Source organism: Streptomyces sp. NPDC002784, from assembly GCF_053592135.1.
Map to the genome: position 1 here is coordinate 21,933 of NZ_JBSFVD010000032.1, position 23,050 is coordinate 44,982.

Genomic DNA, 23,050 nt, shown 5'->3' on the forward strand with positions numbered 1-23,050 from the left:
TGACTGTGGTCGGGGGTTCGTGGTCGGTGGTCGGGTCGGGGCCGGCGGGTTTTCTCAAGGTCAGAAACGTTCGTTCTGACCTGGGAGTTTGACCATGTCCCTTGGCAAGCGGGCCTCGGAACCCGAGGCCGCTGCTCCGATGGCGGCAGGCGCCCGGCTGGAGGCGATGCGGCGCCGCGTGCGTCTGTCCCGCCTTGCGGTCTGGACCGTCATCGCGGCCGGCCCGATCGCTCTGGGCGTCGCTCTCACCTCCACCTCGACCACGGTCGAGGCGGCCACCGCGTCCAAGCCCGCCGCCGTGCGCACCACGGCGGTAGCCGCCGATCCGGCCGGCTATGCGCAGGTGTTCGTCCACGCGTGGCTGCGCAGCAGCGCGGATGACGCCTCGAGTGCGCAGGCGCGGCTTGCGCAGTCGATGGCGCCGGACGTCGAGTTGCCCGACCCGGCTGCGGATGCGCAGTCGACGCCGCAGTCCGTGGCGGCGGTGCGCAGTGCGCAGCGCGCGGACGACGCGTGGTCGGTGACGGTGGCTGCGCAATACAGCAACGGAGCGGTGCGGTACTACGCGGTGCCGGTGGCCACCGACCGCGCGGGCGCCTCGGTCACCGTGACCGGCGCGCCCGGTGCGGTAGCCGGTCCCGTCCAGGCCGAGACGCCGAAGTCGTCGTATGGCGTGAGTGTCCCGGAGGGTGATCTGTCGGCGGCCGTCGGGGAGTTCCTTGCCGCCTACCTGACCGGTGCCGGAGAGGTGGACCGCTATCTCGCCCCCGGGGTGAGCATGTCGCCGGTTTCCCCCGCCCCGTACGCGGCGGTCACGGTGGGGCTGGTGTCCGCCGTCGAGGAGGCCGCGGCCGCCGAGGCAGTGCCGGCCGACGGCACGAAGGTCCGCGTCCTCGCACAGGTGGAAGCCCGTGACGCCGGCGGGCGGTGGCCGCTGGGGTATGAGCTGGCGCTCACGGCCCGCTCGGGCCGCTGGGAAGTTGCGGCGCTTGAGTCGGGGACGGCCCTGGAGGGGGGTGCCCGGTGAACACGGTGGACAGCGTGTTCCTCGCCGGCCGGTTGGACGATCTTGGCGACAGCTGGATCAGCATGTTCGAGGGCTGGGCGGCCAAGGGTCTGCAGGCCGGTCTGCTCGTACTCGTCGTCATCATCATGATCCAGAAGTTCAGCATCAAGGCGGGGATCGGCGCTTTGCTGCTGATGATCATTGCGCTGGGGTTGTACAACTCCCGAGAGGACCTCTCGGAGATGTTCGAGGACGAGGTCAACAACCCTGCCCAGGGCGCGCCCGCAATCCCCGGCATCGTGGACGGTGCTGACCCCGTCGTACGAGAGCACTCCGCTGGCGTTGGAGGCTGGCTGTGAGCGCCGCAGCGGCTGCGGGCCGGGTGGGGCGTTTCTACACCGCTGCCCGTCGCCATCCCTGGGTGCTGGGGAAGGTCGCGGACTGGGAGATCCCGCTCGGGCCGTACACGCCTGCGCAGATCGCGGTTGCCGTCGGCGGCGGCTTTCTTCTGATCAAGTCGATCAGCTGGTGGTCGTGGATGGGGCCGGTGCCGATCGCGGCGTGGCTGCTGTCGATCTGGGCGGTCCGCCGTCCGAAGATCGCCGGCCGTGGCCCCTTGCAGGCAGCGCTGGGCTGGGTGCTGCTCCTGTGGCAGCCATCGGGAGGGCGGATCGGCGGGCGTGCCGCCCGTGACCGGGCTCCCCGCCCGCTGCTCGGTGGCTTCACCATCGAGGACGCGCCCGCCCTGGCCATAGCCGCCCCGCCGTCCCCCGCCGTGCAGCCGCCGGGTACCGGCCGGGCCCCGCACCCGAGGCCGGCCGCCGCCTCGGCCGCTCTGCGCCGCAGCGGGCCGGCTGCTCCTGCGGTGCCGGTGGGGCCGGTGTCGGGTGTTCAGCAGCTGCTCGCGCTGGCCGGGCAGGGCGGGGGTGCGCGGTGAGGGTTCCGATCCGTCACATCGCCGGGCACCTGGTCTGGTCGACGCAGGGCAGCGTGTGGGCCGTCTACCGACTGCATCCGGGCCCGGACGCGCACGGGCAGCACGAGGAGAGTGTTCAGGGCACCTACGTGCCCGCCGCGGTCCGTGACGAACAGCTCGCCAAGATCACACATCTGGTGCGGTCGCTGTCCGGGGCTCCGCGGCTGTTCGGGCTGTGCGCGCAGGTCGACCCGGGCGAGATCGCCCTCAGGATGATCGAGGGCATCGAGCCGGCCGACACGGCACCGGAGGAGGGCCCGCACCCGTGGGTGGAGAACGTCGAGGCCACCCTGGATCTGCTGGAGGACCAGGAGATGCACCACCGCGCCCTGTGGCTGGCGGTGCCGCTGAAGGGCGAGACAACCACCCTTCAGGTATCGGCCTCCCTGGGCGCGGCGTGGGCGGAGATGGCTCCGATGCTCGGCATGCGGCCGGCGCCGGTGGCACAAAGGGAGGTGAGCGCCTACCGCGAGCAGGCTGTGCGGGTGGAGGCCGCGCTCGCCGGCGGGATCGCCTTCCGCCCGGCCCGCCCGGCGGAGGTCGTGTGGATGATCCAGCACGCCCTCCACCGCGGCCTGGCCGAGCCGCTGCTGACTCAAGCCGAATCCAGCGATCTGTACGGCGGGCAGCTGCGTGATGGTGTGCTGCGCTCCCCCAGCTACGCCGACCTCGGCCAAGTACGCCTGCAGGAGGGCGGCATCGACCCCGACCTGGACGACGTCGACGACCTCCAGGGCTCCGGCCGGATCACGCGGTCCGGGCGGAAGGCCTGGTGGCGGGTGAACAGCGGCTCACCGCTCGGGCGGCGCTGGCTGCAGGTGGAATCCGATGCCGGGGTGGGTTACCAGGCGCAGTTGGCTTTGGCTGAGTGCCCGCCCGCGGTCAGTCAGGACGCCGCCGACCTGTTCGCCCAGCTCGAGCTGCTCGACTTTCCCGTCGACTACACCGTCGACCTCACGCTCGTGGCGGCGGAGAAGGCGCGTGAGCAGGTGCGGCGCAAGAAGAACGAACTTATCGACCAGGCCGACCAGTACGACGCCCGCCCCACCGGCATGCCGGCCTCGCTGACCGAGGCCGCCCGTGATCTGGGTGAGCTGGATGCCCGCCTGTCGCGCACCAGCGTGGAGGTCGAGGTGCAGTCCGTGACCGTGCTGACGGTATGGGGGCCGACCGCCGCCATCTGCGACGCGAGGGCCCGCGCCCTGGCGGCGCTGCTCGGGGGTGCTGACTACCGGGCCGTGCGCCCGGCCGGCCTGCAGGAGGCCCTGTTCACGCTCGGCCTGCCCGCCACCGTACGCCCCGGCGTGGTGCGGGAGTTCACCCAGCACCAGATCTCCGAAGACTGGGCGCTTTGCGGGGCCTTCACCGCTGCGGAGGTCGGCGACCCGAATGGCATGTTCCTCGGCATCGACCTGGACAGCGGCACCACCCGCCCCGTCATGATCAACGTCGCTGATGCGCCCAAGGTGGACGCGTCCGCGTCCATGGGCATCGTCGGGGACCTCGGCGCGGGCAAGAGCGTCCTGCAGAAGCTGATCGCGGAAGCGGTGTGGGCGCGCGGCGGCTGCGCCATCTGCATCGACCGCACCCCCGTACGCGAATGGGCGACCTTTGCCCGCACCGCCGCCAAGGGGCGCGTGCAGATCATCGACGCCGCCCGCGCGGAGGTGTCCATCGACCCGCTGCGCATGTTCCACGGCCCCGAGGGCCGCCACTACGCCCTGTCCTACCTCACCCTGCAGCTCGGCATCGGCCCGATGAGCACAGGCGGGGAGGTCCTGCACCACGCCGTTGAGAAGGCCGCCGCCAGTGACACCCCGTCCATGCACCGCGTGCTGGAAGTCCTCGAGGAGATGACCCAGAACGAGGTGGGCAAACGGCAGGACGCGGCCGCCACCCTCGCCGGTCTCGTCCGCGTCCTCGCCACCAACTCCCTGGCCCGCATGGTCTTCGACCCCACGCTGCCACCGGTGCACCTGGACGCCTCCAGCACCTCCGACATGATCGTGATCACAACGGCGGGCCTGAAACTGCCGCCCAAGGCCGCCTTCGACAACCCGGAGGTCCTGCACCAGCAGCCACTGGAGGCCCTCATCGGCCGCGCAGTGCTCTACCTGATCGCCGCACTCGCCCGCCAGACAGCGTTCGAGGACCCCACGCGGTTCACCGCAGTGGTCGCGGACGAGCTGTACTGGCTCACCTCGTCCGCCGAGGGCACCGCGCTGGTCCATGAAATCCTCCACGACGGCCGCAAGCACGGTGCCGGCCTGCTCGCCGCCTCCCACGACGCCGCCGAACTCGGCCCCGACCGCGGCCTGATGGCCTACCGGGCACTCGCCCGCACCGCCGACCGCGAACGAGCACGCCGCGGCCTGGAATTCCTCGGGCTCGACCCGAACGACGGCGAGCTGCTGCGGCTGGTCACCACCGGCCTGTCCCCGGTCGGACGCAAGGGCCGGGAAGGCGAGTTCCTGCTGACCTGCCCGCGGCAGAACACCGGGCGGATCAAAGTCTCCATCCCCCGTATCGCGCGCATCGCCACGTCCATCACGACCACACCGGGACGCCGCGCGAGCACTGCCTCGCCGTCCGCGGGTGAGCCGCTCGCCGGTGAGGCCGCAGGGTCGCGCCCGAAGGAACTCCTCTGATGACCTCTTCTGCCTTCAACCGCACCCGGCGACGTGCCGCGGCCGCGGGTGCCCTCGCCGTGATCGCTGTCGCGGTCGGCGTGCTCGTTCTGGCTGTCGGGGTGGGTGTGCCTCAGGGGTGGTGGCCGCACACGGGGCAGGCCTTCGCAGCAGACCACCGTCCCGCGGACCACAACCGCTGCGCGCTGAGCGCAGGCCCGGCCCGCAACTCCTGCGAGCGTGGCGCCACGACGACCGCTTTTGCCGGGCAGCCGGGTGGTGCCGATGCGGCCTGGGGGCTGGTGCCGGCCGGTGCAGGTGTGGCCGCCCTCGCTGTGTGGAGGCTGCGGAGTGCTGCTGGGACAAGGCGGCGCTGACATGGTCCGTCCAAGCCGCGCGATCCTGCGTTCCACTGGCTTCGTCGTACTGCTCACCGGTGTCTTCGTCATGGTCAACAGCCAGGTCGTGTACGCGGCCGGCAGCAACAGCGAGACCGGTGACCTGCTCGCCCCGCTGAACATCACCTCCTCCGAGGGGGTGCCGATAGGCGGGTACGAGCTGAGCGCCGAGGGCGGTTCGATCATCAGTTTCGAGACCCAGTCCCTCGCGTTTGCTCTGTCCGGCCTGTTCACCCTCATCCGGCTGCTGGTCGGTCTGGCGGGCTGGGCCATCGAGGTCGCCTTCCGGTTCCCCCTGCTTCAGCTGCTGACCGCTCCGGCACAAAAGGTCGCCGACGCCTACAACACCGTGGTGGTCGACACCCTCGGACTGAAAGGGCTGCTGCTGGCCTGGGCGTTCGTGTTCACCGGATTCATGATCGTGCGCGGCCGGATCGGCCGCGGCCTGGGCGAGATGTTCCTGACGCTGACGATCGCGGCGATCGCCGCCTCCGCCTTCGTCCGCCCCGACACCCTCCTCGCCGAGGACGGGCCGCTGGGACAGGCCCAGCAGGTCGCCGCCGAGGTCGCACAACAGACGGTGAACTCCTACAACTGGGGCGGCGAACTCGCCCACCTCGGGCCATGCGCGGATCTGGCAGGCAACGCCGAGATCAGATGCCTGGAGCGGGAAGCCGAAGCGCCCATCTCCTCCACAGACATCGCCCGCCCCTTGCAGGACTCGGTCACCAACGCCCTCATCGTCAAGCCGTACATGCTGCTGCAGTACGGGCGGATCCTCGACCCCGCCACCAAGAGTGACCAGCAGGCCTACGCCGTCCATCTGAAGTGGGTCACCGGCGGCTACACACGTGACAAGCAAAGCGAAGAAGAGGACGAAGGCAACTGCAGACTCCTTGCCGGACCGGCCAAGGAGTACTGCCTGGGCGACAGCGACAACAAGGCGGTCGACTCGCTGCCGGAACTTACCCCGGGCGGGGAACTGCTGGACGCCGCAAAGCCAGTAGTCAGCGAGGAGGATCAGGAATTCACCGCATTCCTCGCCGATCTGAAGAAGGCCGGTGACGTCGGCAAGGCCTGCGCCACCTACGCCGAAAAACCCACCTGGTGGCGGGTAGGCGGGGCACTTCTGCTGGTGATCGCCGCGCTGTTCATCTGCGGCATGCTCCTGTCTAGCGCGATCGTCCTGCTCGGCACCCAAGGGGTGTGCGCCGCGGCCGCAGCGATCGGCGGCATCGCGTTCATCGCGGGCATGCTGCCCGGACCGGCACGCCAGTCAGTGTGGAAGTGGCTGTCGATCTGGGGCATCTCCGTTCTGGCCGTGGTCGGGATCTGCGCGTTCGTGCCGTTCTTCGGGATCGCCGTCGACGCCACCATCACCAGCGGACCCGATCTGATGGTGGAGCGGATCCTCCTCATCGACGTCCTCGCCATCGCCGGCGCCGCCGGACACCGCCGCCTAATGGGCGGGATCGCCTCCTTCGGCCGGCGCATGGCGATGCGGATGCGCTACGCCAAGATCGGCGGCACCCACCTGCCCGGCGACACCTCCGAACTCGGCGCCGCACTCGCCATGAACTCCCCCACCACGCTCGGCGGTTACAGCGGCGGGCTGCGCTCCCTCACCGCTCGGGGTGCGGGCGGCCGGTACGGGATCCTCGGCACCCGCCAGAAGCTGATGGGCTCACTTTCCTCCCTCGTCGACGGTGCGGGCATGCCGGTGGACACCTCCCGTGTCCTCGCCGACGCCGGCACAGAAGCGGGGCGTGGTCTCGCCCCGCTCACCGCGGCCGCCGCGGTGGGCGGGCTGGGCGCACGGCTCGGTGCGAAGGGAGGGCACTGGCTGCTGATCGGCAGGCGACCGGAGCGCGAGCAGCTGGCCAGATGGCGCAAGCCCACCGCCGACGGTGATCCTGGTAGTGGCGCGGGCGGCCCGGGTAGCCCTGCGGGCGGCAGCCCCGGCGGGCGGCCCGGCACCACAGACGGCGGGCCTTGGCGGCCCGGTGGACCGCCCGACCGCTACCGCAACGAACAGGGCCAGGTCGTCGACCGCACCTCCGGTCAGGTGCTGCACGACCAGAACTCCGACCGCACCCTGCTGTCCACCCGCGCCCACAACCGGCTTGTCCGCTTCCGTGGGTACCGCATCCTCAATCGCGGGGGCCGGACCGCGTACGGGGCGACGGCCGGTCTGCCGGCAGGCGTCCGCCGGGCCCGGTCGGGAGGCTCGCGCTACTCCCAGGATGCCCGCCAGCAGGTGCTGGTGTGGGGCAACACGGTCCGTGAGGACGGCCGGGCGTGGGCTGACACGGGCCGTCATGTGTCGCGTGTCCTTCGGGAGCAGACGGACGACAGCGGCGGACCCGGCCCCTTCGTCAGCCGTCGTCTGCCGGCCCGCCCGGCGCCGACGGCGGGTCCGACCGGTCCCTTCAATTCCCCGGGCCGCACGCGGCCAGCCTCACCACAGGCCGGCGCGCCAGCGCCTTCGACCACGTCTGCTCCCCCGCGGCCGAGCGCTCCGCCGGCGTCCCCGACGCGGCTTGGGGGCGGTGGGCCCCGGCGTCCTGCCAGCCCGGCACCGGACAGGTCCGGGCCGGTCTTCCCTGGAGGGGGCGGCGCTCGCCGCGGCACGCGTGACGAGGCCCGGGCCAGGTTCCAGGAGCTGATGCGCAGGACCGCGTCCGACGCGGAGCGCCTTCGTCAGGAGCGGACCCGGCAGCCGGAGGACGGTGAGGACGGGTGAGGCCGGCCCGGCGCCCGATGGCGCGGTGGGGTTGTGTGGTGGCGCTGTTGCTGTTCGCTGCAGTGTGCTGTGCCGCACCGGTAGGCAGCGCGATCGGCGCGTATGTCGCGCTGCAGTCGGGTGCTCAGGACGACGGCGGGATCGCCGAGGGCGGCAGCGCCGCGGACATCCCGCCGCGGATGCTGACCGCATACAAGAAGGCCGTCAAGCAGATCGGCACGCATGTGCCGAAGTGCCGGGGCATGCGCTGGCCGGTCCTCGCCGGAATCGCCAAGGTCGAGTCCAACCACGCCGTGGGCCGGAACATCACCGCAGGCGGGGACATCCGCCCGAAGATCTACGGGGTCCTCCTCAACGGCTCCGGCGCCGGCGGCAACACCACCCTCTTCCCCGACACCGACCAGGGCCGCTTAGACGGCACCGCCACGGGCGAGCGCGCTGTCGGCCCGTTCCAGTTCCTGCCCTCCACCTGGGAAGACGTCAGCAAGGACGCAGGCGGCGACAAGGCCGCCGACCCCCACAACGCCGACGACGCCGCACTCGGCGCCGCAATCTACCTGTGCGGGCAGGGCCGTGACCTGACGAAGCGGGCTCAGCTGGAAGCCGCGTTCTTCCAGTACAACCACTCGCAGGAGTACGTCGCCAACGTGCTGGGCTGGGTCGATCAGTACACGGCGGCCGCCAAGGACCCGGGCCTGAACAACGTCACGGGCACAGTCCGCACCGTCATCGAGGCCGCACTCTCCCAGCGCGGTGTCCCCTACTCGTGGGGCGGCGGCAACGCCCACGGCCCGTCGTACGGGATCTGCTGCTCCCCCAGCGGCAAGAGCGGCACGACCATCAAGGGCTTCGACTGCTCGGGCCTGACCACCTACGCCTATGCCCGTGTCGGCATCCAGTTGCCGCGCACCGCGGCCGCGCAGGCCGGTATGGGCAAGCGGATCCCCGCCCGTCTGGGGCCCGGGGCGCTCAAGCCGGGTGACCTCGTCTTCTATGCCTATGCCCCAGGCCGCGATTCCACGATCTATCACGTCGGGATCTACGTGGGCAGCGGAAAGATGGTCAACGCGCCCCGCCCGGGGGCGGTCGTGCGCCTGGACGCCGTCAACGCGATGTCAGGCTTCGCGGGGGGAGCGCGGCTGCTGTGACCACCACCGCGTGTGTAGGTTCCGATTCAAGTTGTCGCTGTCCGAGCAATCTGTCGGCAACTTGTCGGTTTGCGAGCGCCGTTGGCGACTCCTGCCGTCGGCCGTCGGCCCCGGCATCGCCTGGTCGTCCAGCCTCACCGGCAGGCTACCCCTGGTCGGGAGCTGACACACCGGTGTCCGCGCTGTGGTCCCTCTTCCGTGGCGTCGCCGACAAGTGGTCGGACGGTTCGCCGGTCCAGCCCTCCCGTTCAGCGGCAGACGCGCAGGAACTGACAGATCGGCCGGACAGATCCGCCGACAAGTCGGCTGGACGCCCCCGCAAAGTCGCTGGTCGTCGCGGCCCCGAACGACAAGCCAAATCGGAACCTACAGCGCGCTCACCGCGCCTGCTGTTGCTGAGTACCGTCCTGCTCACCGTCGCGGGTGTCGCCCTGCTCGGCGTGCCGCCCGGGCGGGAGCAGCCCGCCCCGCCGCCGACGGCTTACGCGACCCATCCGTCATCAGCGGCCACTGTGCCTCCCGTGAGGAAGCCGACCGCTGGCGCGACTGTCTCCGTAACGTCCGCCCCGTCGACCTCTTCGACCCCGTCGACGTCGTCGGCCGTCGTGTCCGCCCTCGCCCTGCCGCCGCACGGCGAAGGGGCGGCCGGCGATCCGGCCATCCAGCAGAACCTGGAGGCTGCCTGGCCCGCCGACCTTCCCTCCCACGATGAACGCCAGCTGCTCGCCGCCGGTCGCGCGTTGCTGCGCGCGGACGCCACGGGAATCGGCCGTGCGAAGTGGCCGGAGGTGTTCCCCGACTCAGGCAAGGCGGTGGCCCCGGCGTTCGCCGTCGCTCGCTTCCGTATCCAGGCAGCGATCGCCCGCCGTGACGGCAGGGCGGACAGGGCGGTGGTCCATCTGGTGTGGGCCGGCATGGACCGCGGCGGAACCTTCACTGATCTGCGCATCACCGACTGGTTCTTCACCCGCACCGAGAAGAAGGGAGCAACGACGTGGACTTGGCAGCCTCGTACCTGACGGGCCAGGCCCCCGCATCGGCATCGGCATCGGCCAACGCAACGGCATCGGCCAACGCAACGGCAGCGGCGTCGGCATCGGGTCAGGTGTCGGGCTTCGTCGTGGATGTCGTTCACGCCGCGGGCTGGGTGATCACGTACTGGTGGGTGGTGGGCTTGGCCGCCGTGACGGTCTGGGCGGTGGGCGAGGCAGCCGTGCGCCATCTGGCGCGGAAAGCCTCAGCCGAACGGATGGCGCTGGAGCTCGTCCCCTCGCGGCATTTTGACCCGGGCCTGGAGGAAATCTTCCGCCGGGGTGTGCAACTGGCCCGGGCGTCTACGAGCATGCCGTGGTGGGCGCCGCGCCGGTCGAAGGCGGTGCAGATCCGGCTGCGCGCGGACGGCTCCAGTGCGCTGCGCTATCGCATCGAGGGCCCGGCCGGCGGGGAACGCCTGTTGTCGATCACGCCGTTCGGTGAGGCCGTCACCGTGAACCGGGCTCGTCCCCTCACTGACAAGCCGCGTGAGCACGTGGTGCGGGCGGAGTTCGTCCTGCGGGGCAAGCCGATCGCGCCCCTGCGTGAGGTTCCGCTGAACCCGGACCCGTTGCAGCCGCTGATCGATGCCGTCTCGGACCTGCGTGCCGAGCTGGGCGACCTCGCCGAGATCCGGCTCGACATCCAGCGCGCCCCTAAATGGGCGCTGCGGGCGCGCCGTCTGCAGCTGATGAGCGATGCACGGCGCGCGGAGCGGCGCGAGGCGCAACGGGCTGCCCGCGGGGTGCGGCAGGACGCCACCGGCATCGAGGACTCCCTCACCTGGCAGCTGCAGCACCTGCTGACCAGCAAGCAGGGCGGGGGCGGGGGTGGGCGCCGGCTGGTGATGCCGCCCGTCCCGCGGCGGGTGGATGCGCAGGAGGCGTTGGGCAAGCTCGCCGAGGACGACCACCTGGTGCGGGTGCAGCTGCTGGTGATGTGCGCATCCCGCGTTAAGGGCCGCGCCGAAGCCCGGCTCGCTCAACTCCAGGCGGCACTCGATGTGTTCGGCGGCGGCTCGCGCTGGGCAATGCGCGGCCTCCGGGTGGGCCCCTGGCGCCTCGGGGCGGACCGCTGGCCCAGCCGGCGCGGATTCCAACGCCGCTGGACCTTAGGGCACTGCCAGCCACCCGTTGCGAACTGGGTCCGGCTGGAAGAGCTGACCGGCCTGCTCAAGCCGCCCACGGTGCACTGCCGGCTGCCGCTGCTCGCCGGCGACCTGCCGACGTTCGAGCACGGAAATCCCGACCTATTGCTGCAGGGCATCTACCGCGGCCCGGACGGCCGTCGGCGCCTGGTCGCCACCTACGCCAAGGAGACGCTGTTCGAGGTGGGGGTGGGAAAGGCGGGCGGCGGCAAGACCGAACGCGCCCTCGCCCAGGCGATCGGCTGGGCGCACGCCGGCGGCGGGCTGCTCTTCCTCGACCCGCACCGCGACTCCTGGCCACGCGCCCTGCCCTTCCTCGCCCACGACCACCTGACGCCGCGGATCGCGCTGATCGACCTCAACGCCAGCGGGCCCGCCGCGCAGCTCAGCTGCTGGAACCCGATCGGCATGCACCAGGGCCAGGTCGCACACGAGGTCGTCGAAGCGAGTGCGGATGCCTACGCGTCCGTGCTCGGCTGGGACGACGCCACCGCACCCCGCGCGCTCACCGTCCTCACCGCCGCCCTGGCGGTACTGGTGGCCGTCAACGAGGCCGCCTGCACCGCTGGCCGGCCAGAAGACCAGGCCACGATCTTCCACGTGCGGTCCCTGCTCACCGACCCGGCCTTCCGCAGGCTCGCGCTCACCGCGGTGGAAGAGCGCCTGGACGAGGAGATGCGCGCCTGGTGGCGGACAATCTTCCCGACGCTGCCCACGGACGCGTTCGCCGTCGTCCTCAACCCGATCGCCCGCCTGGCCGCCAATCCCGTGACCCGGGCGTTCCTCGGGCAGCCGGCCGGCGTCTACAACATCCGTACCGCCATGGATACACGGATGATCGTGTGGGTGTGCCCGGGCGGCAACGGGCCCACCGACCGCCTTATCACCGCCCTGCTCGCCCGGGACCTGCTGCGCGCCGTGCGCTCACGCCGCGACACCCCTGAGGCCCAGCGGGTGCCTTTCCGCCCCTACTTCGACGAACTGATCACCCTCACCGGCGCAGCCCCCGAAACCATCGCCTCCATGTTCGAAGACTTCCGCAAGTACAAAGTCCACGTCCACGGCATGACCCAGCTGCTGGCCCGCCTACCCCTCCCGGTGCGGCTGTCACTGGTACAGAACGCCTCCACCCTGGCCTCCACCGCCGGTTCACAGTCCGCCATCGCGCCGATCACCGCCGAGTGGGGTGAGCGTCCATCTGCGGACGTCGTCGCCGCTCTGGACCGCTTCGAGCACTACATGTCGCTCACCGTCAAGGGCCGCCGGGTCGGCCCCGTCCGGATCACCGGCCCTCATCTGGATGAGGTCTTCGCCGACTACGAGCGGCCACGCCAGGCCGCAGGCCTGCAGCGTGCTGCCCTGGCCACGGCCGGCGCTGCGCCACTGAACCAGCTCACCGACCGGGCCGAACACCAGTACACCCGCGTGGGCGCCTTCCTCGCCCAGTCCCGCGCCGCCAAGCCTGCTGTCCATCTGCCAAAGAAGAGGGACTACCAGTGACCACCACCCAGAGCCCGCCGTCCGGCCGTACACCCAGCCCCACCGAGCCGCTGCCGCATCAACTCCTGGCCGTCCTCGGCCAGCACCGCATGGCAACCACCAACCAGCTGCACAACCTGCTGCGGCCCGGCACCGCGCGGCAGACCGTCTCCGGGCCGCTCAACACGCTGCGCGACGACGGCTTGGTCGACTACACCGTGCTGCCGCAGTCCAACCGGACCCGCGCCTGGTACCTCACCCCCGAAGGCGCCCGGCTGACCAAAGACTTCCCCGCACTGCGAGGACGCCCCCCGTATCCCATCACCTCGGCCACAGCCGCCTCGCTGAAGACACCGCACACCCTGACCGTGCTGCGCACCCACCTCGCCTTCGTCACCGACGCCCGCCACCGCGGCGGCGAACACGGCCACCTCGACTGGACACCCGAAGTAGCCCACACCATCGGCGACGGCGAGAAGATCATCCCCGACGCCGTCATGCACTACACCCTCAACCAGGGCCCCGAGCGCACCAAGCTGCGGGCGTTCGTCGAGGTCGACCGGACAACCATGAGCAGCGAACGGCTCGCCTCCAAACTCATCGACTACGCGCGGCTGTGGTCCTACCAACCGCAAACTGGCGGCCGGCCCCGCCCCCGCCAGCCCACCACTGCCGGGCCGGTGTGGCTGCGCTGGTATCCCGTGTTTCCTCGGGTGCTGTTCGTGCTGACCGGGGCCTCCCGGTACGTGCTGGGCAACCGGATCGAGGACCTGCAGGCCATGGTCGCGGAACACCCGCTCGTAGGCACGCTGGCCCAGCACGTACCGCTGGGCGCAACAACCCTGCAAGACCTCGAAGACGTAGGGGCCACCGGAGACGTCTGGATCCCTCTGGCCGGCGGCGACCCACGGCCATGGACCGAACTATGACACCACGACGATCCCTCCACTCGCCGCCGGATGTCGCAGCCACCCAGACCTCGGTACCCCGGTACCGCCTCGAAGGTAAGAGAGGAGGTATACGTGAAAGCGGCGGTTGCCTCGTCCGGAAAGTGCATCCGCGAATCCTCCAGAACCTCTTGAACTTTGCTTGCGCGAACCATTAGTTTACTGGCACATCAGGTGGCACACCGTCCAGCAGCCGTTTACTGCAACTGGTTTGGAGGATCAGGGATGAACCCTGATGCACGGTTAGTTCGCTGTCACAACGACCATATGGACGCCAGGTGGCCTGCAAGAACCCTCAGCGTGTCGAACGTCGGTGACGCCTGGGTGCTCCAGGCCGCCGGCGACTTCGACGGGGACGATCTCACCCTGGTGCGCGATCAGTTTCCCGGCCAGTACGTCACCCTCGACGGCGACGTCATCACCGTCTGGCCCCGCCCCAGGGAGACACGGTGACCATGCACCGTCTTGGCCGAGCCACACGCCGTCCGCACCACCCGCAGCCCAACCCCAGCCCCAGCCCCAGCAACAGCGGCAGCGGCAGCGGCAGCGGCAGCGGCAGCGGCAGCGGAGGGTGTTCCGTCCGCACCTCGTGGCACCACCGGGCTCGTACCACGCTCCTGGCCCGAAGGAAGCCGGCCGCACTGGCACTCGCCGCATGCCTGGGCCTGGGTCTGGCCGCGGCCGGCTGCATCGGCCAGGACTTACAGGCCCAGGGCGCCTCGCATGCCACCTCCGCGCAGGCCACGAAGACGCCGCGCCCGCAGCAGACCACGCCCGCACCACCCTTGGCCCGCATCAAGGGCCCAGAGGGCCTGGTCCTCACCCTCAGCTCCGCGACCCGCACATCCAGCGGCATCCTCACCCTGCGCGGCTTCCTGAACAACACCAGCGATACCACCGCTGTGGTTCCGGCCGCCCTGCGCGGCAACGAACACCACGTCGCCAAGAACGGCCAGTCCCTGGGCGGAGCCACCCTCGCCGACTTCGAAGGCCGCAAGCGCTACTACGTACTTCGCGACACCGACGGACGCCCCCTGACCACCACCGGACTGACCACACTGAAGGCGAAACAGAGCGCCGCGGTGTTCATGCAGTTCCCCGCACCACCCGCCACCACAGCACAAGTCGACTTCTACCTGCCGCAGTTCGACACCACGACCCTCCCCCTGTCATGAGCGCCACGGCCATCCCCGCCCACCGGCAACCCACCCAGCGCCGGCCCACCCGCTGCCGGTCCGCCCGTCGGCGGCCCGCCCGCTCACGCCGCGCCACCGCCGCACTCCTGCTCGGCATCGGCCTGCTCCTGACCCTGCCACCCCACGCCACCGCCCAACCCTCCCCCACAGCCACATCCACAGCCGGCACGGGCGGTACGGGCGGCACCGACGGCACGAGGGTCCAGCCGCCCGTCACCCTCGACAGCGACGATCCCGTGCTCGCCCTCGCCGAAGGAGCCACCCTCGCCGCCCCCAAAATCCTCGAACTGAAGCTCACCCGCCTGAGCATCCACCACCTGATCGAACCCCAGCAGCCGGGCGGACCCGGCGACAAGACAGCCTCCCCCAGAGCGTCTGCGAGCGCACCGGCCGGCCGGCAACCCGGCCGCCAACCGGGCGGTACCGCCTCCACCACCGGGCCGACCGCCAGCGCCTCCCTTCTGCCTGCGCCGCCCTCAGGCAAGGCGCATCCGTCCACCCCAGCATCCTCACAGCCGCCTACTGCCGCCCCGACCAGCGATGTGGCCCCGACCAGTGATGCGGTCCCGGCCGGCGGTGAAGCGGTGCTGCGCACGGTCCTGGGCGCCGGGATGCTGCTCGCAGCCCTCGTCACCGCGCTGCTCGCACTGCGCCTGCACCTGCGCCGCTCGCGGACAGCCCACGCCCACCGTGCCCGCCTCACCAGCGCGCTGCCGGCGCAGGCCGCCGGACAAGCGGGAACAGCCCGTTCGGATCTGACCCGCCTTCACACAGCGCTGCGCACCCTCGCCCACCACCCCGGCAGCACCTACGCCGTCCAAGCGGCGCTTGTCACCACCACGTCCGTGCACGTCCTCCCCCATGATCACGCAGCGGCGCCGCCGGAGCCGTTCGCGAAAAGGACGGGCAGATGGTGGGCGCTGCCCGATGACGCAGTCCTCCTCGACGGCGACGGCGACGGCGACGGCTCTGCGACGCCGGCGCCCTGCCCCGGGCTAGTCACCCTCGGCACCACGACCGACGGTTCGCTGTTCCTGCTCAACCTGGCCGCCCACTCCGCGCTGCTCCTGGATGGAAGCCCTGATCACCTCATCGAGGTGTGCGCCTCCCTCACCCTGGAAGCCCTCACCAGCCCCTGGGCCGGCGGCCTCGACGTCTGGATTGTCGGCTTCGCCGACGACCTCCCCCACGCCCTGCCCCACCCATCCCACACCCACCTCCCCCACGCCGGAGAAGCCCTGCGCGCCTTGAGCGAACGGCTCCTTGAAATACACCAGCAGCCGCCCGGCCACCCCATACGTCCCCTGCTGCTCCTGGCGCCCACCCTGACCCCCACCACCGCACAACAGATCGCCGACCTCCTCGCCACCAGCGACCAGGCAGCCGTAACCCTCATCGCACCACGATCCAGCGCCGAAGCCTCCTGGCCGGAAGCCGAACTGCTGGATGCAACCCTCAGTGGGCCGCAGCGCCTGCACTGCACCGGCACGGACATCACCCTGCAACGCCTGCCCCACGCCGACTACCGGCAGATCATCCACACGCTCCACGACACACCAGGACCCGAGGCCCACGCCGAACGAGCCCCGCGCACAGGCCCGGGCATGCCGGACACGGCGAACAACACGCCCCGCGCCACCCCTTCAGGCCGCCTTGACGACAACGGGCCCCAGTCCGGACTCGTGAGGGACGACGACGCCGTCTTCCCGGCACTGCTCCCATCCGGCCCGGCCCAAGCCAGGCGGGCCGCCCCATCCGCTGCCCAGCCCGCAGCAGGCCATGACGGCAGCCCTGCCCCCACGCCAGCGCACGACGCGCACGCACCCGAGCTGCGGGTGCTCGGACCCGTCGAAATGGACCACGTCCCCACCACCGGCCACGGCCCCCGCCAAGCCCAACTGGCCGCCCTGCTCTACTTCCGCCCCGGCCGCAACGCCGACACCCTGTGCACCCACATGGACCCCACCCACCCCTGGACACGACGCACCCTCAACGCCCGCCTCCAAGGCCTACGCCACGCCCTCGGCAACGACCCAGACGGCAATCCCTACGTCCCCCGCCGCCAACACGCCGACGACCCCTACCACCTCTCCCCCACCATCCGCTGCGACTGGACCCACTTCACGACCCTCACCGACCACGCCCTCACCCCAGGCATCGTCGCCGGCGACAGCGACAGCGACAGCGCCGGCGGCGACGGCGATGGCGACGGCGGCGACGGCGATGGCGACGGCGGCGGCGTCCGGCTGCACGATCTGGAACACGCCCTCACCCTGGTGCGCGGCCGCCCCTTCGGCCCCCGCCCCCTGCCCTGGCAAGAACCCCTCCAACAGGAGATGACCACCCGGATCATCGCCGTCGCACACACCATCGCCACCCACCGCACGGCGGCAGGTCCGCACTACGACCTCAGCGCCGCCCGCCAGGCGGTCGCGACCGGCCTCGACGTCGACCATGCTGCGGAACTGCTCTATCGGGACTGGCTGCGGATCGAACATACGGCCGGGAATCGGCAGGGACTGCATACCGCCATCACACGCGTCCAACAAGTCAACCGGTCGTTGGACTGCTCACTGGAGACGGAAACCGAGGCCCTCATCCACCACCTCCTCAACAGCAGCAATCCGGCATGATCATGAGCACCACCCGAGCAACTCCGCAACGATCACCAGCGCCGACGCCAGTCACGCTCGCGGTCTTCGAAAGCAGATCAGTCGTGGGGAACATAGGGGGAATGGGACGTGGCTGCGGGGAGAAGTGAGATACCCCAGCTGACCCGAGCGCATCGCGTTCTCATCGGCGTGGTCGTGTCCGGCGCCGTGATCATCGCCGGCATCGGCTTCGCGGGGTCGTACGCCGCCGTCCGCGAACTGGCCCTGCACAAGGGGTTCGGCACCTTCAGCTACCTCTTCCCGATCGGCATCGACGCAGGAATCTGCGTCCTGCTGGCCCTCGACCTGCTCCTGACGTGGATCCGCATCCCCCTCCCGCTGCTGCGCCAGACGGCCTGGCTGCTGACGGCCGCGACGATCGCCTTCAACGGCGCAGCGGCCTGGCCCGACCCGCTGGGCGTCGCCATGCACGGGGTCATCCCGATCCTGTTCGTGGTCTCGGTGGAAGCCGCCCGGCACGCCATCGGCCGGATCACGGACATCACCGCCGACAAGCACATGGAGGGCATCCGGCCGGCCCGCTGGCTGCTCAGCCCGCTCCCGACATTCCTCATGTGGCGCCGCATGAAACTCTGGGAACTTCGCTCCTACGACCAGGTCATCAAGCTCGAGCAGGAACGCCTCATCTACCAGGCCCGCCTGCGTACCCGCTACGGCCGCACCTGGCGCCACAAAGCCCCCATGGAATCCATGATGCCCCTCCGCCTGGCCCGCTACGGCGTCCCCCTGGCGGAAACAGCCCCAGCGGGCCTCGCCGCGGCCGGTATCACCAAACCGCCGACCCCGTGCAACCTCGACCGCGTCCCCACCCCTACACAGCCGGAAGGCCCCGCACACGACACCACGGCAGAGCACGAGCAGCCAGCAGCCGAACTGGAATACGCCACGACACAAACGCTCCGTACTCCCCTCACACCGAGGACCGAGCGGACGGAGAATCCCAACGAGCCGACCCCGCAAGCCACTGAGCGCTTCACTGAGGCGCACCAGGCTTCCCTCAGCCACCTCCACGCTGAGCCGACCCCGCACCCGTGGGCCACCCGGCTCCGCGACACCCACGACACCTCCACACGTGCCCCGACCTGCGAGGACCAGACGCAACCGCCACCCCAGGCCTTCCACACGCGTCACGCGCTCAACCCGCAAAAGCCCGCCCCCACCGCCACCGCCACCGCCACCGCCACCGAAGAAACCGTGCCGACCGGACAGGGAGACGACTCCCGCCGCAGCGCCCGGCCAACCGACCAGCAGCAGCAGCAGCAGCAAGGCGCATACCCGCAACCAGCCGCCCAGGAGAGTTACGTCCGCGAGCAACACTCCACCCCCGCAGACGGCGGCCGCCCCCTCACCGGCCTCACCGGCGACGACCCGGCAGCACGCGTTGCCAGATACCAGGAACACGAACACGGCAACCGCGAGCCGGCCCCGCACGAGGCCGGCGCCAGACGCGGTGAACGTACTGCACCAACACCCCTGCCGGAAGAGGAGCACCAGGCACCACCCGCCGGCGTCGGCACGCAGAACGCCGACAAGCAGCACACCAAGCACGTGAACGCCGCCATCAACAAGGTGTCACCGCACGGGCCCGCCAGCCTGACCACCGTCGACCGCTACTACCTCGCGTGGATGGAATACCAGACACAAAACAAGAGCTGCCCGCAGACCTCAACACGGGAAGCCGAAGAACTCTCCACCCATCTGGCCAGCAAAGGACTACGCGGCCGTGGTGACAAACCCCTCAGCCCAGCCACCCTGCGCCGCTACCTCCTGCCCTTCCGCATCTACACCATCTGGGCCGAACAACGAGTGCACAGCGACGTACCCTCCCCCGAGGCCGTTGCTAAGGAATGCGCAGCCCAAGGAATCACCGCGCAATACAACAAACCCCTCAACGCCGACTACCTCACCGACCAAAGCACCGACTTCGAGCGGCGCTGGCAAGCACTCCACCATCACCACGCCAGCACACCACGGTAAATGACTCCAAGAACCCCTAACGCAATGCCCCCGATGGACCAAGTGCTGATGTGCCTGCATCAGACGGCAGTCGATGTGAGCGTTGTGAGCGGAGTACCGACTACATCATGATGTACCGCCGCTCGCCCGCGATTACGAGACCCTCACCGCCAGCTCCGAGGCCATGATCCACGTCACCTCGACCGAAAACCTCGCCAGGCGCATAACGGACGAGACGACACTCACTAGCGAGGAACATGCTGGGAAGTAGACGGCAATCTGACCGCCCTAAACGCCCTCTAAGTCGGGTAACTGGACAGGTAACTACAGCTACGATGGCAGTGCTGCCACGATTACGAGCGTCGCGTGAACGTGGCCTCGTATCTTCTTCCGGTGTCGCGCTTGGACGTGCTCTTCCAGTGAACGAAGGTGGATCGCGCGATCTGATGTCCCAGATCTTCAGTGTCGATGAAGGAGACTTGAAAGCTGATGACGTTTGTGTATGTCATCAAACGTTGCAGTAGAAACGTGATTTGGTCAACGCTGGATATGTGATCAGGTCGCACTGAAAGAACCTTCAAAGCGGGAAAATCCGCGCTAAGATGCTCCACGTCGATGTCCGAAATAGGGCTATCCGTCGTCATTTCAGTAATGGATCGGCGTGTGGCCTCGGACATTCCTGTGACCAGCCGCCATGACGGAAAACAGGGATCTCCGCCCCCAACCTCTGCGTGCAGTGTTTCGACGAGAGGAAGGTGAAGCCGCTGAAACGACCTATGTTCGACCTGACCGATGATAGAGAGCGCCCGCAGCGTTGAAGGTGTCGACAAGCCGCACAGTTCTGGTGCTGGGTCCATGAGCGTCAGCTCATGCAAATTCTCCAACTGCTTGACAACCTCGTAACTCGGCACAGGCCCGTCGATCCGAAGCCGGATGAGGTTGGTGAGACCTGACAAGTGCGGAAGTAACTTCGCGTCCACGGTGAGCCCGCTGATCTCCGACAGAGCGGACAGTACGACACGGGCGTACTCGCCACAGTCGAAATCGCTCCACATTTCAATCAGTTGGCGCTCGATGGACTGATCGAAGTAGCGGCCATAACCAGCCAGGACCCGCATGGCGGCCGTGCCACCGACGAGCCGGCAGGTGTGCAGGATCGCTTCCACCTCATACGCCCTCAGCCCGGAACCCGGCGTAGGCATCTGATCCAGTGCCACCTCGCCCAGACAGGCCAGTGCCTCTGCCTGCTCCCTGTCCTGGGGAGGGATCAGCTCTTGCGCCCTTGTCTGTGTCTCCCGACGCAGGTCGGCGGCCAGCGCGGGCGCGCTCCCCGCACAGTCAACGGCCAGCACGATCAACCGCACGCGATGGGCCCTGTCCCTGCGAGCCCGCTTGAGCAGCCCCTTGACGAGATGGTTGCGTTCCGAGTCGCGTGCCCGTCCGGAGGCCATCACGACGACGTCCTGCCACTGATCCTCATGAGCGTGTTTGATCAGGAAGTTGAGGTCGTGATCATTGAGTATTTGATCTGCGGCCAGATACTCCTGGAACGTACGGTGCACGAAGTCGACGCGACCGACAGCAGGAGCGCGGAGCAACCCGGTACGAATGATCAGGTGCTGAGTGACAGCAGCTGGGTCGAGCGTGTCGTCCGGGGTCTCCCTCAGGTAGCTCCCCACCCGTTCCGCCATTTGCTCCACGGAAACCTCGGTGAGGTCGTTGCGGATCATCCAGTAAGCGAGCTTCCTGAGAATCAGCTCTTGGACCCCGCTGCTGAGCCGGACAACGTCCGCGTGCCCGGTGATATTCCGTTGCTGATCACGTCGTACGAGCAGCATCTCCAAGGCTGCCTCGAATAGCTTCAGCCGGTCGCTGGGAAGGTGCATCTCCCGGTCCCAGTGCAGTGCGCACAGCAGAGCGCACAATAGGGGGTTGCTCCCGAGCCGACGTAACTCACGGCGCTCGGCCAAGCTCCGCACCAAGGCCTCCTCGTGCTCCCGCAGCCGAACCCGTTCCTGCTCATCACTCACTGCAGACCGCATGGTTTCATGCCAGTGTGAGATGAACAGGTTCTGGTCCGAGAGGCTCATCGGAGTGAGCTCCAACGACAGAAAGCCCATGTCTGCCAGCCACCCACTGTCGATGGCTGCCTGCCGGGACGTGATTACATAACGGCATGTCTCGTAGCTGCTCGTGAGCTCGCGCAGCCAGTCTCGGACTTCGCCCCGCCGCGAGCTGGGCAACTCGTCCACGCCATCGATCAGTAGAATGGCATGGCCCGAGTCGAGCGTGTTCCGCACGAAGCTCGGCGGTGCGGCGGCGGCCAAGGTCCGTGCCGCGTAGTCCAGGAACTGCTCCGGCGTTGGAAGTTCTTTCGTGAAATGCCGCAAGGGGACGAAGAAGGGCACAGCCCGATTCCACATCGCCATGGGTGCCGGCAGTGTGCTCTCCATGGCACCGACGGCGATCCACTTCAACAGAGTCGTCTTGCCCGACCCGGCATCTCCCCGGATCAGAACGCGCCGGGAGCGCGCAATGGCGTCCTCCACCCGCAGAGGCCCGCTGTCACCGTCCTTGTTCGAGGCAGGTGCGGGGGTCTGGGGCTGATATCGAGGCGCCGAGCCATGCTCCACCGCGCTGAGACTGATGTACGAAGTACTCATCCGGTAGCTGAAGTCCTGCTGGCGCAGGGTGACACCGAAGAGTTCCATTCGATCCAGCGACGCCATCATGCATGGGTAGTACTTGGCGAGGAATCCTTCCTCAGCCTCTGAACGCTGCTGAAGCGCCGCACGACGATGGGAATCCGTCAGTGGCTCCTCCGCCGCAGCACGGCTGATCTTCGCAACCTGGTCAGAGGACTTCGCGCGAAACCAACGGTCCCCACACTCCTGCCGGATGGCCGACATGGCCCTACTGGTCCCTCCCGCGTGCAGAACGCAGGCCTGGGCGATTACCGTTGCCACATCCAGCGACGGGAGACTGCGGCCCTGAAGCGCCTTCCCCACTGTCGACCTTGGCACTTGATGCCCACGCGGCACCTTGCCGGTCAGCCTCGACAACTGCTCCAGGGTGGGATCACCGCTGCGGACCTTCAACTCGACAAGCCACGCTACGAGTTCCGCCACTGGCGGCAGGCCGCTGTGATACTCCTCCGCCACGCTTCGCCGCCTCCGTTCCCATACACGCCCGGCCGTCTACGCCCGTCTCGCGCCGTCTCCATTGGTCCCCCATTTTCCACCCTGCTGGGATCCCGAGGCCTGTTCCGCGCCAATTGGTTGCACGGCGTTCGCAGTGACCGCCGCGACGGTTGAGAGAGGACGGAACGACAACGGTGGAAACCCTGAACACCGCGACAGACGCCCTGACAGCCATGGCGCTGCTGATCGACGCCACCCTCCGGGCACACGCTTTGGTGCGAGGCGTGCGTCGGCGAGAAGCCCCTCCGGAGGACGGCGCGTCGTAGCACCGGACATGGCACGTGAACGAGGCGCGAGGGAGGAGGAGATGGCGGGCTCCTCATGACGGAAGCCAGGCCCGGTTGCGGCGCCTCCGCCCTTGAGTCGCCCGCCCTATGGGGCGGTTGTAGCACGGTGGACTCCGGATGGTCCGTCACTCCGCCAGGCGGCCGGGCTGAGAGGGCGCTGACCTCCGTCCCAGCGATGTTTCACGTGGAACGTCACGACACGCGAGTGACGTTGCACACGAAACGTCGGCAGACGG

At 69.2% G+C, this 23,050-nt stretch carries 13 protein-coding genes and 1 pseudogene; 13 read left to right on the top strand and 1 reads right to left on the bottom strand.

From position 1 onward, the window contains the following. Positions 1 to 94 precede the first annotated feature (94 nt). The 13 genes and pseudogenes from ACWD1Z_RS32895 to ACWD1Z_RS32955 all read left to right on the top strand — a co-directional run. Positions 95 to 1,027 carry a conjugal transfer protein gene (locus ACWD1Z_RS32895; protein WP_451123820.1) on the top strand — a complete coding sequence of 311 codons (933 nt, stop codon included), beginning with the start codon at positions 95 to 97 and terminating at the stop codon, positions 1,025 to 1,027. Then, positions 1,024 to 1,365, top strand: a complete 342-nt coding sequence (locus ACWD1Z_RS32900; protein WP_451123822.1) for a hypothetical protein — start codon at positions 1,024 to 1,026, stop codon at positions 1,363 to 1,365. Before ACWD1Z_RS32895 ends, ACWD1Z_RS32900 begins: the two co-directional genes overlap by 4 nt. After that, positions 1,362 to 1,943, top strand: coding sequence for a hypothetical protein (locus ACWD1Z_RS32905; protein ID WP_451123824.1), 582 nt, complete (start codon positions 1,362 to 1,364; stop codon positions 1,941 to 1,943). Before ACWD1Z_RS32900 ends, ACWD1Z_RS32905 begins: the two co-directional genes overlap by 4 nt. Beyond that, positions 1,940 to 4,630 carry an ATP-binding protein gene (locus ACWD1Z_RS32910; RefSeq protein WP_451123826.1) on the top strand — a complete coding sequence of 897 codons (2,691 nt, stop codon included), beginning with the start codon at positions 1,940 to 1,942 and terminating at the stop codon, positions 4,628 to 4,630. Before ACWD1Z_RS32905 ends, ACWD1Z_RS32910 begins: the two co-directional genes overlap by 4 nt. A gap of 357 nt (positions 4,631 to 4,987) precedes the next feature. Beyond that, positions 4,988 to 7,750, top strand: coding sequence for a hypothetical protein (locus tag ACWD1Z_RS32915; RefSeq protein WP_451123828.1), 2,763 nt, complete (start codon positions 4,988 to 4,990; stop codon positions 7,748 to 7,750). Between the two features lie 38 nt (positions 7,751 to 7,788). Next, positions 7,789 to 8,898, top strand: a complete 1,110-nt coding sequence (locus ACWD1Z_RS32920) for a C40 family peptidase (protein WP_451123830.1) — start codon at positions 7,789 to 7,791, stop codon at positions 8,896 to 8,898. A 605-nt stretch (positions 8,899 to 9,503) separates the two neighbouring features. Next, positions 9,504 to 9,917 (top strand): hypothetical protein, encoded by a 414-nt coding sequence (locus ACWD1Z_RS32925; RefSeq protein ID WP_451123832.1) that lies wholly within the window; start codon positions 9,504 to 9,506, stop codon positions 9,915 to 9,917. 230 nt (positions 9,918 to 10,147) lie between these two features. Then, positions 10,148 to 12,577 (top strand): ATP/GTP-binding protein, encoded by a 2,430-nt coding sequence (locus ACWD1Z_RS32930; protein ID WP_451123842.1) that lies wholly within the window; start codon positions 10,148 to 10,150, stop codon positions 12,575 to 12,577. Continuing rightward, a complete protein-coding gene (locus ACWD1Z_RS32935; protein WP_451123834.1) occupies positions 12,574 to 13,485 on the top strand; it encodes a replication-relaxation family protein in 912 nt (303 codons plus the stop codon). The genes ACWD1Z_RS32930 and ACWD1Z_RS32935 overlap by 4 nt, the downstream gene beginning before the upstream one ends. 318 nt (positions 13,486 to 13,803) lie before the next feature. Next, entirely contained in the window at positions 13,804 to 13,956 is a 153-nt protein-coding gene (locus ACWD1Z_RS32940) for a hypothetical protein (RefSeq protein WP_451123836.1), read from the top strand. Between the two features lie 2 nt (positions 13,957 to 13,958). Next, a complete protein-coding gene (locus tag ACWD1Z_RS32945) occupies positions 13,959 to 14,678 on the top strand; it encodes a hypothetical protein (protein WP_451123844.1) in 720 nt (239 codons plus the stop codon). Continuing rightward, a complete protein-coding gene (locus tag ACWD1Z_RS32950) occupies positions 14,675 to 17,332 on the top strand; it encodes a bacterial transcriptional activator domain-containing protein (protein WP_451123838.1) in 2,658 nt (885 codons plus the stop codon). Before ACWD1Z_RS32945 ends, ACWD1Z_RS32950 begins: the two co-directional genes overlap by 4 nt. A gap of 108 nt (positions 17,333 to 17,440) precedes the next feature. Beyond that, positions 17,441 to 18,143: pseudogene (locus tag ACWD1Z_RS32955) on the top strand (DUF2637 domain-containing protein); the annotation flags it as partial. Positions 18,144 to 19,680: 1,537 nt separating this feature from the next. On the opposite strand, the gene ACWD1Z_RS32960 reads toward ACWD1Z_RS32955, so the two are convergent. After that, the gene (locus tag ACWD1Z_RS32960) at positions 19,681 to 22,488 is read right to left on the bottom strand and encodes an NACHT domain-containing protein (protein ID WP_451123840.1); all 2,808 of its coding nucleotides are present in this window, start codon (positions 22,486 to 22,488) and stop codon (positions 19,681 to 19,683) included. Positions 22,489 to 23,050 lie beyond the last annotated feature (562 nt).

Bases quoted from the DNA above. Each gene is read 5' to 3' on its own strand.
- ACWD1Z_RS32930 (WP_451123842.1), top strand. From the start codon at position 10,148: ATGGCGCTGGAGCTCGTCCCCTCGCGGCATTTTGACCCGGGCCTGGAG.
- ACWD1Z_RS32950 (WP_451123838.1), top strand. From the start codon at position 14,675: ATGAGCGCCACGGCCATCCCCGCCCACCGGCAACCCACCCAGCGCCGG.
- ACWD1Z_RS32915 (WP_451123828.1), top strand. From the start codon at position 4,988: ATGGTCCGTCCAAGCCGCGCGATCCTGCGTTCCACTGGCTTCGTCGTA.
- ACWD1Z_RS32895 (WP_451123820.1), top strand. From the start codon at position 95: ATGTCCCTTGGCAAGCGGGCCTCGGAACCCGAGGCCGCTGCTCCGATG.
- ACWD1Z_RS32945 (WP_451123844.1), top strand. From the start codon at position 13,959: ATGCACCGTCTTGGCCGAGCCACACGCCGTCCGCACCACCCGCAGCCC.